Origin of the sequence: Vibrio sp. S234-5 (assembly GCF_000960595.1) — a bacterium.
Classification (GTDB): Bacteria; Pseudomonadota; Gammaproteobacteria; order Enterobacterales; family Vibrionaceae; genus Vibrio.
Map to the genome: position 1 here is coordinate 1 of NZ_JZAM01000219.1, position 12,324 is coordinate 12,324.

At 46.6% G+C, this 12,324-nt stretch carries 14 protein-coding genes; all 14 read right to left on the bottom strand.

What is annotated here, in order from left to right:
- Positions 1-57 precede the first annotated feature (57 nt).
- On the bottom strand, positions 58-378 hold the full coding sequence (locus UF06_RS12650; protein ID WP_045570768.1) for a hypothetical protein: 321 nt from the start codon (positions 376-378) through the stop codon (positions 58-60).
- A 148-nt stretch (positions 379-526) separates the two neighbouring features.
- Positions 527-1,957, bottom strand: a complete 1,431-nt coding sequence (ptsG, locus tag UF06_RS12655) for a PTS glucose transporter subunit IIBC (protein ID WP_045570769.1) — start codon at positions 1,955-1,957, stop codon at positions 527-529.
- 443 nt (positions 1,958-2,400) lie between these two features.
- Positions 2,401-3,168: a YchF/TatD family DNA exonuclease gene (locus UF06_RS12660; RefSeq protein WP_045570770.1), complete on the bottom strand. Its 768-nt coding sequence runs from the start codon at positions 3,166-3,168 to the stop codon at positions 2,401-2,403.
- Positions 3,159-4,121, bottom strand: a complete 963-nt coding sequence (locus UF06_RS12665) for a DNA polymerase III subunit delta' (RefSeq protein ID WP_045570771.1) — start codon at positions 4,119-4,121, stop codon at positions 3,159-3,161. Before UF06_RS12665 ends, UF06_RS12660 begins: the two co-directional genes overlap by 10 nt.
- Positions 4,122-4,123: 2 nt before the next feature.
- On the bottom strand, positions 4,124-4,762 hold the full coding sequence (gene tmk / locus UF06_RS12670; RefSeq protein ID WP_045570772.1) for a dTMP kinase: 639 nt from the start codon (positions 4,760-4,762) through the stop codon (positions 4,124-4,126).
- Positions 4,762-5,778: an endolytic transglycosylase MltG gene (gene mltG, locus UF06_RS12675; protein WP_045570773.1), complete on the bottom strand. Its 1,017-nt coding sequence runs from the start codon at positions 5,776-5,778 to the stop codon at positions 4,762-4,764. Before mltG ends, tmk begins: the two co-directional genes overlap by 1 nt.
- Positions 5,775-6,578, bottom strand: coding sequence for an aminodeoxychorismate lyase (pabC, locus tag UF06_RS12680; RefSeq protein WP_045570774.1), 804 nt, complete (start codon positions 6,576-6,578; stop codon positions 5,775-5,777). The genes mltG and pabC overlap by 4 nt, the downstream gene beginning before the upstream one ends.
- An 80-nt stretch (positions 6,579-6,658) precedes the next feature.
- A complete protein-coding gene (gene fabF / locus UF06_RS12685) occupies positions 6,659-7,900 on the bottom strand; it encodes a beta-ketoacyl-ACP synthase II (protein ID WP_045570775.1) in 1,242 nt (413 codons plus the stop codon).
- Positions 7,901-7,991: 91 nt separating this feature from the next.
- Positions 7,992-8,228, bottom strand: coding sequence for an acyl carrier protein (gene acpP / locus UF06_RS12690; RefSeq protein WP_039429816.1), 237 nt, complete (start codon positions 8,226-8,228; stop codon positions 7,992-7,994).
- 165 nt (positions 8,229-8,393) lie between these two features.
- A complete protein-coding gene (fabG, locus tag UF06_RS12695; protein ID WP_139046351.1) occupies positions 8,394-9,140 on the bottom strand; it encodes a 3-oxoacyl-ACP reductase FabG in 747 nt (248 codons plus the stop codon).
- A gap of 13 nt (positions 9,141-9,153) precedes the next feature.
- Entirely contained in the window at positions 9,154-10,077 is a 924-nt protein-coding gene (fabD, locus tag UF06_RS12700; RefSeq protein ID WP_045570776.1) for an ACP S-malonyltransferase, read from the bottom strand.
- 73 nt (positions 10,078-10,150) lie between these two features.
- Positions 10,151-11,101: a beta-ketoacyl-ACP synthase III gene (locus UF06_RS12705; RefSeq protein ID WP_045570777.1), complete on the bottom strand. Its 951-nt coding sequence runs from the start codon at positions 11,099-11,101 to the stop codon at positions 10,151-10,153.
- A 5-nt stretch (positions 11,102-11,106) separates the two neighbouring features.
- Positions 11,107-12,132, bottom strand: a complete 1,026-nt coding sequence (gene plsX, locus UF06_RS12710) for a phosphate acyltransferase PlsX (protein WP_045570778.1) — start codon at positions 12,130-12,132, stop codon at positions 11,107-11,109.
- 9 nt (positions 12,133-12,141) lie between these two features.
- Entirely contained in the window at positions 12,142-12,312 is a 171-nt protein-coding gene (rpmF, locus tag UF06_RS12715) for a 50S ribosomal protein L32 (protein ID WP_039429829.1), read from the bottom strand.
- Positions 12,313-12,324: the final 12 nt, after the last annotated feature.

A 12,324-nucleotide genomic window follows, 5' to 3' on the forward strand; every position in this document is an offset into this window, starting at 1 on the left:
TTCTAAAATCGACGCTTTCGCGATAGAGATAGATTTCGGGAGCACTGAGCATACGTTTCATGACAGCGCACCGATAAGTTCTGCAAGATAGGTCGCTGGCGTGCCTTGTGGGATGCTCAGTTCAACATCATTGACGAGCAGGGTCATATTGGCAACGGCAACGTGAGTGGCTTGATACTTTGTGGTCTTTTCAACGACTTCTGCTTTAACAAAGCCAACCGTGTTCGGTTTTTCGATGTGCTTTAACTGTTGGCGCTTAGCGTAAAAAGTGGAGAGGCTCAGTCCGTTACGTTCACAGAATAATCGTTGTGATAGCTGGCTGGATTCATAGTGTTCGAACAGGGTTCGCCATTCTTGGTTAGTGCGTCGTTTGGCCATTTCAAATCTCCTTTGGGTTGGAGGTTTGATCTTATTATTCGGGCTAAACGATTAGAATGCGGGGTTTATGATACGCTTACAAATAAACGCCAAAAGAAGCAAAATAAAAAAGGAGGCCGAAGCCTCCTTTTCACATGACAATGGAAGATTAACCGTGGTTACGGATCCACTCATCCATTTCAGTTTTCAGGTTGTCAGACTTAGTACCGAAGATAGCTTGTACACCACCTGATACTACAACTACGCCTGCTGCACCCAGTTTTTTCAGTTTGCTTTGGTCAACGATTTCAGTATCAGCAACAGAAACACGTAGACGAGTGATACATGCATCTAGGTTAGTGATGTTCGCTTTACCACCGAAGGCTGCAACCAGTTCACCTGCTAATTCAGTACCTGAAGTTGCAGTTACGTCTGCAGTTTCATCTTCGCGACCTGGTGTTTTCAGATCCATTGCACGGATAACGAAAGTGAACACAACGTAGTACAGCACTGCGTAAGCAACACCCAAACCAACGAGCAGCAACATGTTTTCCGCACGTGGAGATTGAACTACGAAATCGATGAAACCGTTCGAGAAGGTGTGACCGTGTACAACACCCAGTGAGTTAGTTAGTACATAAGCCAGACCAGCAAGCACTGCGTGGATTGCGTACAATACTGGAGCGATGAACAAGAATGAGAACTCGATTGGCTCAGTAATACCGGTTAGGAATGAAGTCAGAGCTGCTGACGCCATGATACCCATTACTTTCGCACGGTTTTCTGGTTTCGCACAGTGAGCGATAGCAAACGCCGCAGCTGGCAAACCAAACATCTTGAACAGGTAGCCACCAGCTAGCTGACCGAAACCATTACCCGCTGCACGAGTTGCGTCATCAGCAGTTAGGAAACAGGTCATGATGCCGTGTACTGTTTCACCTGAACCGTTCACACAAGTACCCGCTTCATAGAAGAATGGTACGTTCCAGATGTGGTGTAGACCGAATGGGATCAAAGAACGTTCAATAACGCCGTAGATACCAAATGCGGTTACTGGGTTTTGATGCGCTGCCCAATCAGAGAACGATGCAATTGCAGCACCCACTGGTGGCCAAATGAATGACAAAATCACGCCAAGAATAATAGATAGGAAACCAGTGATAATCGGCACTGCACGTTTACCAGCGAAGAAACCTAGGTATTCTGGAAGTTGAATTTTGTAGAAACGGTTAAATGCCCAAGCAGCCACGCCACCGGCAAGGATACCACCTAGGACACCCGTGTCGATTTTGTCTGCGCCCATAACGGTTGCCATCACTTTTAGCGTTGCAACCATGATTCCGTAACCAACGATAGCCGATAGACCTGAAACACCATCGTTATTGGTAAAGCCAAGTGCCACACCTACTGCAAATAGAAGTGCCATTTGACCAAATACTGAACCACCGGCTTGCTCCATTAGGTGAGAAACCACCTCTGGTAGCCAGCTGAAGTTGGCAGCACCTACGCCAAGCAAAATACCCGCAACTGGTAAGACTGATACTGGTAGCATCAGAGCTTTACCAACTTTTTGCAGGTTAGCAAAAAGGTTTTTAAACATGTTTATGCTCCTGATTAAGTTATTAGAATTTTGGGTTCTAACGGCACACCCCCGTAGCCTAAATGTTAGCACCCAATGAAAATGTAACCACATTTGTCATTATATTTTCCGCCTCTAAATATATCTTGATGCCACTCAAACTTTCCACAAAGTTACGAAATTTAGTTTCAAAACAAGCCTTGGATCACACACATTTACGTCTGTCAATAGAGAAAAACAATGCAGTAAGTTATTGTTTTTATATGACTTTGTAATTAACAAAATTAATTTTATAGCGTAAATAAAATGATGTTCAATGTTATTTTTAGTAACAAAATTACATTTGCGTGAATTGTCGTAGAATCAATCAACATATTTCGTTAACAAGCGCTATTGGATTATTTCGACACACATAACGAAAAAAAAGAGAGCAAATGCTCTCTTTTTGAACAGCTTTTATATTTTTATCGCAAAAAAAGATCTCGGTAATTTTGGCTCGTTTTTTGCGCAACTTCCACTAATGAGATGCCCTTAAGCTGGGCAATGTATGCGGCAACCTCAACAACAAACGCTGGTTGATTCTCTTTACCTCGATGAGGAACCGGAGCCAAATAAGGTGCGTCGGTCTCAATCAGCAAGCGGTCTAATGGTAGGTTTTTGACCACATCCTTCAATTCGGTTGCTTGTCGAAACGTAACGATCCCTGAAATCGAAATGTAAAAGCCTAATTCCATAGCGGATTGAGCAAAAGGCATATCCTCAGTGAAGCAGTGAATAACGCCCCCACACTGCTCAGCTGCACCACTTTTTAAAATAGAGAGCGTATCTTCTCTCGCCTGTCTCGTATGGATAATCAGCGGCTTGTTGAGCTCTACGGCAAGTTCTACGTGCTGTTCAAAGCGAGTACGCTGCAGCGCTGCCGTTTCAGGTTGGTAATGGTAATCGAGCCCGGTTTCCCCTACGGCAACAACCTTCGGATGACTGGCGTACTCTTTTAGCGTGGCCAAACAAAAATCGCTTTCTACATCCAAAGGGTGGACGCCACACGAGGCGCGAACATTGTCAAACGGCTCAATCATCTCAAGCATTTTAGGGAAAGAATCCAAAGTCACACCCACCGAGAGAAGTTGGTCGACGTTGACTTGTTTTGCTTTGTTAATCACATCTGCAATATCCAGATGCAGGTCGTCATAGTTCAACTTGTCTAAATGACAATGAGAGTCTACAAACATAATGCCTCTCGGATTTCTATAATCCAGTTAGTAATAAGCAGTTCTTCATTCAAACCGGGAAACGTACGCAATTGTTGCATGAGTTGCGTGAGCGATTCCATAGCAGAATGCAAACGGATAAGTGGGCAGTGGCTCAATGCTTGACTGCCAAATAAGAGGTCTTGACTGTCTAAACGAAATGCCGCTTTTTGCGCATCAGATAATAGATACCACAGCCAAGTCAGATTTCTTTGCGAAGACGTTTGTATAAACGAAACCAACTCGGTGATATCGCCCCAAGGTTGGGTCAGCACACTGAGAAAAAGCGCCTCTAGCTTTTGATACTCAGCAAGCCCTCCGGCTTGCGCCATCGCTTTTGCTTGCAGTGGCGAATAATGACTGAGTTTAAGTAAGTCTTTTGCAACGTCCTTCACGCCCTGCTGACACAGCCATTCTACCGCGGTATTGAGATCTGGCGTCGTTACCGTCCATTGCTGACAGCGGCTGACAATCGTTGGCAACAAGCGCTTTTTATCCCGATTCACCAACAGAAAAAGACACTGTTCGCCTGATTCTTCCAACGTTTTCAACAGCGCGTTGGAGGCTGACTCATTCATTGCTTCGGCAGGTTCAATAATAAAAAGTCGGTAACCTCCCAACTGGGACGATTCCTGCGCTAAACGGTTACAATGGCGGATCTGTTCGACGCCAATCGCTTTTCCTTCCTTTTCAGGGAGAATACGATGGAGATCGGGATGATTATTGGATCTCACCAAGTCACAGCTATGGCAAAACCCGCAGGCCTGATCAGGGTAGGTTCTGCACAGCAAAGCGGCAGCAAACGCGTCCACTAAAACTTCGACACCTAAATCGGCATCACTTTGCAACAAAACCGCACCAGGTAGCCGCTGCGCAGCCATTGACGCTTGTAACCCGCGCCACACATTTTCTAGCCAAGGATACTCGTGTACCATCCTCAATCCTGTGTTTCCACTAACCATTTCTGCAGTACGGTGCGAATGTCCTGCGCAACCGCATCGATCGCTTGTTCTGCATTGATAATCACTACTGATGGATCCGCTTGGGCAATCTGCAAATAACGTTGACGTGTACGTTCGAAAAAGCTGATATCCATTTTCTCAATTCGATCAAGCTCCCCACGCCCTCTAGCACGTTCAAGACCCACTTTGGGTTCGATATCCATGTAAATGGTAAAATCTGGTTTGAATTCACCAAGCGCGGTATCACGCAGATTTTTCATCAATAGCGGAGAGATCTGACGCCCACCGCCCTGATACGCTTGTGATGACATATCATGTCTATCCCCCACCACCCATTGCCCTTGGGCAAGAGCAGGTTTGATCACGTTTTCCACCAGTTGCACACGTGCCGCATACAGCAGCAGCAACTCGGTCATATCGTGTAGATGCTCACCTGAGTGTTCTTCTTTAACCAAAGCACGTAACTTTTCTGCTAACGGGGTTCCACCGGGTTCTCTAGTCTGCACGACATCTTGAATACCAGCCGTACGAAGTACATCCAAAACGGTACTGATTGCAGTACTCTTCCCCGCGCCTTCTAATCCTTCTACGACGATAAATTTTGTCTTGTTCATTATTTTTTTCTTAATTCTCGTAAATATGCACGTACTGCGCTGTTGTGCTCTGCCAATGTTTTCGAGAAAACGTGTCCTCCTTTCCCACTGGCAACAAAGTATAAGTAGTGGCTATTTTTTTCTGGATTTAATGCCGCTTGAATAGAGGATTCACCCGCCATCGCAATCGGCGTTGGTGGTAAGCCATTGATCACATAAGTATTGTACGGTGTCGGCGTGCGAAGATCTTTCTTGCGGATATTCCCGTCGTAGCGTTCCCCCAAGCCATAAATGACCGTCGGATCGGTTTGTAAACGCATACCTTTATTCAAGCGATTGATAAAGACTGAGGCAATTCGCTCGCGTTCGTCGTCGATCGCCGTCTCTTTTTCAATGATAGAAGCCAAAATAAGCGCTTCATAAGCGGATTGCAGTGGCAACTTCTCCTGACGACTCTGCCAATGCTTGTCGAGTATTTTATTTAGTTTACTATGCGCTCGTTTTAACAGCTCAATATCCGATGTTCCCATGGTGTAGTGGTAGGTTTCGGCTAAAAACAGTCCTTCCAGCTTGCTATAAGGCACATCTAACTGCGTGGCGATCTCCTCTTCACTTAATCCCTCAAGCTTGTGGATCAAGTACGGCTCATTGGCGATCTGTTCAATCCACTCTTTAAACTGGCTTCCTTCCACAAAAGTGATACTAAACTGATGCTCCTTGCCTTCGTTAAAGAGCACCAACACATCATAGAGCGACATCTCTGGCCGTATTTGATAAGTACCCGCTTTAATCTGCGTCAACTCAGGATAGAGTTTCGGTAGCAGACGGGCAAAGGGGGTGTCGTCTATCCATTGCTTATCTTGAAGCAAGATCAGCGCGCGGCTAAATCCGCTGCCTGCTGGGACTGTGATAATTTGCGCTTGTTCGATGTTCACCGGCAGTTCAACGTATTGCTTGATCTGCGATAATACATACTGGCTGCCCACCGCGATGACGATGGCAGCAACAATAATTACGGCTAATAACTTCTTAATCACGAGCAGAAAATTCCTTGAAAGTATCGTGTCATCTCACCAATCGGCATATTGCGCTCTTGTATGCGGGTAACCGGCGCTACACCGAGCAAAGAGTTACAAACAAACACTTCGTTTGCATCAAGTAGCTGTGCTATCTGCGCATCAATCACATTGACTGGCATGCTGTCATGCTGTGCTTGAGCGAGGATCAAGCGGCGCATAATGCCTGCCACACCACTTTGCGACACATCACTGGTGTACAAAACCGATTCTTTGAACCAAAAAAGATTGGCCATTGTAGTTTCAATAACATGATTTTGCACATTTAAGGTGACGCCGTCTTGATAGCCTTGCTTTTCCATCTCCGCTTTACACAAAATCTGTTCCAAACGGTTGTTATGTTTGTGTCCGGCAAGTAACGGATTAATACCTAAACGGGTTTGACACACCCCAAGTTGCAAGCCTGTTTGTTGCAAAGCGGCATAATGCGGCGGATAGGAAGCACTTGAGATCGTTACGAGTGGCTGCGTGACCTCGGAAAAACTGTACCCTCGCCCACCAAGCCCCCGACTAATATGCAGTTTAAGCACCGCTTTTTCATCGGCAAGTACCGCTAAGTCTAGCCACTGTTTCACTTGTAACCAGTCGGGAATAGGAATATGTAATACGCTTAAACACGCCTGCATGCGTTCAATATGTAAAGGCCAGTGCTCAATATGGCCATATCGGCTCAACATAGTGGTGAAGCATCCGTCACCATATTGAAATGAACGGTCGGTAAGCGAAACCATCTCACTTGGTACACCATTTACCCAAAACATTTCAGCATCCCTAAAAAACAAAAACGGCTCAATGCTAAGCATCGAGCCGTTTAAATACAAGTTTCTAAACTCTAAAGCACTTAGATTTTCTTAAAGATCAGAGAACCGTTAGTACCACCGAAGCCGAAAGAGTTACAGATGGCGTACTCCATCTCCACTTTTTGTGCAACATGCGGTACGAGGTCGATGTCCAGCCCATCTTCTGGGTTATCCAGGTTGATGGTTGGTGGAACAATCTGATCGACCAATGACATCACCGTGATGATAGCCTCAACCGAGCCTGCGGCGCCTAAAAGGTGCCCAGTCATTGACTTAGTTGAAGAAACTTTAACTTGCTTCGCGCCTTCTTCACCAAGAGCACGCTTAACGCCCTTAATTTCTGCCACATCACCAGCAGGTGTTGATGTGCCATGAGCATTCACGTAGCCAACTTGTGTGCCGACAATACCAGCATCGCGCATTGCCGCTTCCATCGCCAGTGCTCCGCCAGAACCATCTTCACTCGGAGACGTCATGTGGTAAGCATCGCCAGACATACCAAAGCCAACCAGCTCAGCGTAAATCTTCGCGCCACGCGCTTTAGCGTGTTCATACTCTTCCAAAACCATGATGCCAGCACCGTCACCCAGAACAAAACCGTCTCGGTCTTTGTCCCAAGGGCGAGACGCTTTCTGTGGCTCATCATTACGGGTAGATAACGCTTTCGCAGCGCCAAAACCTGCCATACCAAGCGGAGTTGAGGCTTTCTCAGCACCACCAGCGACCATAGCGTCGGCGTCACCGTAAGCGATCATACGCGCAGCGTGACCAATATTGTGCAAGCCTGTAGTACAAGCAGTAGAAATAGCGATATTCGGGCCACGCAAGCCACGCATAATAGACAAGTTACCCGCAACCATGTTGACGATGGTTGAAGGAACGAAGAATGGACTCACTTTACGTGGGCCTTTCTCGACTAGAGCGGTATGGCCAGTTTCAATTAAATCCAGGCCACCGATGCCAGAACCAATTGCCACACCAACACGATGTGCATTCTGTTCGTTGATTTCCAGACCTGAGTCATCCAGAGCCTGAATGCCTGCGGCGATGCCGTACTGGATAAACAAATCCATTTTACGAGCGTCTTTTTTAGACATGTACTCTTCGCAATTGAAGTCTTTCACCAGACCTGCGAAACGGGTAGAAAAATTAGTTGTATCGAAATGATCGATATTGACGATACCACTTTTGCCTTCCAGCAGGGCTTTCCATGAATCTGCTACAGTGTTGCCGACCGGTGACAACATACCCATGCCAGTGACAACTACACGACGCTTGGACACGATATAATTCTCCGGGAATTGAGTTTCTATGGGAGGATAGAAGAAGTTGGAAAAAACACAGGCGGTCTAGGTGACCGCCTGGGAGAGACTATTACTCTGCGTTAGCAGTCACGTAGTCGATAGCAGCTTGAACAGTTGTGATCTTTTCAGCTTCTTCGTCTGGAATCTCAGTGTCGAATTCTTCTTCTAGTGCCATTACTAGCTCAACGGTGTCTAGAGAATCCGCGCCTAGGTCATCTACGAAAGAAGCTTCGTTTTTCACTTCAGACTCGTCAACACCTAGTTGTTCAACAATGATTTTCTTTACGCGTTCTTCGAGGTTGCTCATTTTTCTTTTCCTTTACAGAGTTCGCTTTATGCGATGTTTTCCGTAGTTTATTCAATCTATTAAAAGTTGCAAGGCTAACTTTTCTGGTCAAACCACAATTTACGCGATTTTAACCGATTTTCATTACATATTTGACCTAAATCATGCACAGATGCTGCACAAAATTTAAACCATATACATGCCGCCATTCACATGAAGTGTTTCGCCAGTGATGTAAGCCGCCGCTGGCGACGCCAAAAATACCACAGCTTCAGCAATTTCACGAGGATCACCAAGGCGACCTGCTGGTACATTCGCCAAAGTGACGGCACGTTGTTCATCATTAAGCGCACGAGTCATGTCGGTTTCGATAAAACCAGGGGCAACCGTGTTCACTGTCACACCACGCGATGCCACTTCACGTGCAAGAGACTTGGTAAAGCCGATTACACCTGCTTTAGCGGCTGCGTAGTTTGCCTGGCCTGCGTTACCCATAGTGCCAACAACAGAGCCGATGTTGATAATGCGACCATCACGCTTTTTCATCATGCCACGCATAACCGCTTTTGACAGGCGGAAGATAGACGTTAAGTTAGTGTCAAGAATGTCACTCCATTCGTCATCTTTCATGCGCATTAACAGATTATCACGTGTGATGCCTGCATTATTGATCAAAATATCAATCGCGCCGAACTCATCGTTGATGGCCTTTATTGTAGCCTCAATTGACTCAGCTTGGGTGACATTTAACGCAAAACCTTTGCCATTTTCGCCTAAATATTCAGAAATGGCGGCTGCGCCACTTTCTGATGTGGCTGTACCGATGACGGTTGCACCGCGTTCAACCAAGGTTTCCGCAATCGCGCGACCAATACCACGGCTAGCACCTGTCACAAGGGCAACTTTGCCACTTAAATTCAATAAGTCTGTCATTGGTTTTTCCTTATTATTTTACAGCGTCCAGCGAAGCAATATCGTTCACTGCGGCCGCTTCTAGAGACTTAACAATGCGTTTGGTCAAACCGGTTAATACTTTACCAGGACCCATTTCAAATAATTTCTCGACCCCCTGATGACTCATTAGTTCCACGCTTTCGGTCCAACGAACTGGGCTGTAAAGCTGGCGAACAAGGGCATCTTTGATCTTCACCGGGTCGGTTTCTGCAACCACATCTACGTTATTAATAACAGGAAGCTGCGGGGTATTAAATTCGATAGATTCTAGAGCAATCGCCAGTTTGTCTGCTGCAGGCTTCATCAATGCGCAGTGTGATGGTACTGAAACTGGCAGTGGAAGTGCACGCTTGGCCCCCGCTTCTTTACACAGCACGCACGCACGCTCGACGGCATCTTTACTACCTGCAATCACAACTTGACCAGGAGAGTTAAAGTTAACTGGTGATACTACATCGCCTTGAGCCGCTTCAGTACATGCTTTTGCTATAGCGTCATCGTCTAAACCGATAATCGCGTACATCGCACCCGTACCCGCTGGAACCGCTTCTTGCATCAATTGCCCACGCAGTTCAACCAGTTTGATCGCTTGTTTAAAGTCGATAACACCCGCACAGACCAACGCTGAATACTCGCCTAGGCTGTGACCCGCCAAGTTTGCAGGTTGCGCCAAACCTAATTGTTGCCACACGCGCCAAATCGCGACAGATGAGCTCAGCAAAGCAGGCTGAGTACGAAAAGTTTGATTGAGATCTTCCGCAGGGCCATTTTGCACTAAAGACCAAAGGTCATAACCAAGCGCTTCTGAGGCTTGCGCAAAAGTCTCTTTTACGATGTCGTATTGTTCGCCAAGTTCAGCAAGCATACCTACAGCTTGTGAGCCCTGACCTGGGAATACAATAGCAAACTTGCTCATAGTAATTTTCCTTAACCAAAGCAAAATAAGGGGAAGTCGTTACAAATTAACGACTTTAATATGAAATTCTTAATTAAAAGCGTACTAGGGCCGAACCCCAAGTGAAACCACCACCAAAAGCCTCGAGCAATAATGTCTGACCACGCTTAATGCGGCCATCACGTACCGCTTCATCTAATGCTGTCGGGACCGTGGCGGCAGAGGTATTCCCGTGGCGATCTAGGGTAATAACCACTTGATCCAAAGACATCGAAAGCTTTTTCGCGGTCGCAGAAATAATGCGATAGTTTGCTTGATGCGGAACCAACCAGTCGAGTTCAGATTTGTGCATGCCATTAGCATCCAGGGTATCTTTCACCAGCTTAGACAGTTGCGTCACTGCCACCTTAAATACCTCATTGCCCGCCATGTGCAGCCATTTATCGGCATCTTTACCGCGCTCAGGTACTTCTAAGCTAAGAAGATCACCAAACTCACCATCCGCGTAGATGTGAGTAGATAGAATACCCGGCTCTTCGCTTGCACCAATGACAACCGCACCAGCGCCGTCACCAAAGAGAATAATGGTTGAACGGTCGGTCGGATCACACGTTTTTGACAGCGCGTCTGAACCCACCACGAGGACATTCTTGCACATCCCTGTTTTGATATGCTGATCGGCGACCGATAGTGCATAAATAAAACCAGAACAGGCGGCGGCGAGATCAAATGCTGCACAGCCTTTAATGCCAAGCTTTGCCTGAACCTGACACGCAGATGAAGGGAAAGTATGGCTACCGCTAGTCGTCGCGACAATGATGAGATCAATGTCATGTTTATCGATGCCGGCCATCTCAATGGCATTTTCAGCAGCATAGAAACCCATATCCGCAACGGTTTCGTTTTCTGCCGCAATACGGCGTTCTTTGATGCCTGTACGAGTCACAATCCACTCGTCACTCGTCTCTACCATTTTCTCGAGATCAGCGTTGGTGCGGATCTGAGATGGCAAGTAGCTGCCAGTACCTAAAATTTTGCTATACATGAAGACTAATAATGCCTCTCGAGTAAAACCGCTTCCAAACGATCGCTTATCCGGCTTGGTACTTGTCGTTTGACCTCGTGTACTGCTTCGCCTATGGCGTTAACAACCGCAGATACATCAGCACTTCCATGACTTTTAATGACAATGCCGCGCAATCCTAACAAACTTGCACCGTTATACTGGTCGGGGTTCAGTGTTTTTAATTCATAAAATAGCCCAGAAAGCAGTTTTTTGGCTATCCAACCCTTTATAGACGAAGTCGCCATGCTATTTTTTATTTTTTCGATAAAGAGCTGAGCGGTGCCTTCACTCGCTTTAAGACAGACGTTGCCGACAAAGCCATCACAGACAATCACGTCGGCCACATTCTGCAGAATCTGATTTCCCTCAATAAAGCCGACAAAATTAACCGCGTCGGTTTGGGAAAGCAATTCGGCACAACGTTTGACCACATCATTACCTTTAATCTCTTCAACACCCACATTTAATACCGCCACTTTGGGGATACGGTTAAGGTGTTCTTCGGCGAGCGCTGCTCCCATTACCGCAAACTGAAATAAGCTGTCGGCATCACAAGAAACGTTCGCCCCTAAGTCAAGCATCCAACTGCGGCCAGCGGACACGGTGGGTAATGCAGACACTAATGCAGGTCTGTCGATTCCTGGCAGTAATTTGAGAATAAAACGAGATAAGGCCATCAAGGCGCCAGTATTGCCACCACTGACACAGGCATCCGCTTTGGCATCCGAAACCAGTTCAATCGCCAAACGCATCGAACTGTCTTGACTGTTACGCAGTGCCAGAGAAGGTTTTTCCGAGTTGGAGATTACACGACTGCAATGCTGGATAGTCAGACGAGAGTCAGGTTTATAACCTAATCGGGAAAGTTGAGTTGTGATCAAAGGTTGATCACCTGTGAGAATCACTTTTAGCTCTGGGAAATGAGACAGTGCCTGCACGGCGGCAGGCACTGTGACGCGAGGACCAAAATCCCCGCCCATTGCATCAAGTGCAACGGTAATACTTTGCAAAGGTCAACCTTACTTGTTGATAACCTTTTTGCCACGGTAGTAACCTTCAGCGGTTACGTTGTGGCGTAGGTGCGTTTCACCAGAAGTCGCGTCTACAGATAGAGCTGCTGTAGTTAGCGCATCGTGAGAACGACGCATACCACGTCTTGAACGTGTTTTACGGTTTTGTTGTACGGCCATTGACCCTACTCC

Coding starts and splice junctions, on each gene's coding strand:
- UF06_RS12650 (WP_045570768.1), bottom strand. CDS start 378: ATGGCCAAACGACGCACTAACCAAGAATGGCGAACCCTGTTCGAACAC.
- ptsG (WP_045570769.1), bottom strand. CDS start 1,957: ATGTTTAAAAACCTTTTTGCTAACCTGCAAAAAGTTGGTAAAGCTCTG.
- UF06_RS12660 (WP_045570770.1), bottom strand. CDS start 3,168: ATGTTTGTAGACTCTCATTGTCATTTAGACAAGTTGAACTATGACGAC.
- UF06_RS12665 (WP_045570771.1), bottom strand. CDS start 4,121: ATGGTACACGAGTATCCTTGGCTAGAAAATGTGTGGCGCGGGTTACAA.
- tmk (WP_045570772.1), bottom strand. CDS start 4,762: ATGAACAAGACAAAATTTATCGTCGTAGAAGGATTAGAAGGCGCGGGG.
- pabC (WP_045570774.1), bottom strand. CDS start 6,578: ATGTTTTGGGTAAATGGTGTACCAAGTGAGATGGTTTCGCTTACCGAC.
- acpP (WP_039429816.1), bottom strand. CDS start 8,228: ATGAGCAACCTCGAAGAACGCGTAAAGAAAATCATTGTTGAACAACTA.
- fabG (WP_139046351.1), bottom strand. CDS start 9,140: ATGACAGACTTATTGAATTTAAGTGGCAAAGTTGCCCTTGTGACAGGT.
- fabD (WP_045570776.1), bottom strand. CDS start 10,077: ATGAGCAAGTTTGCTATTGTATTCCCAGGTCAGGGCTCACAAGCTGTA.
- UF06_RS12705 (WP_045570777.1), bottom strand. CDS start 11,101: ATGTATAGCAAAATTTTAGGTACTGGCAGCTACTTGCCATCTCAGATC.
- rpmF (WP_039429829.1), bottom strand. CDS start 12,312: ATGGCCGTACAACAAAACCGTAAAACACGTTCAAGACGTGGTATGCGT.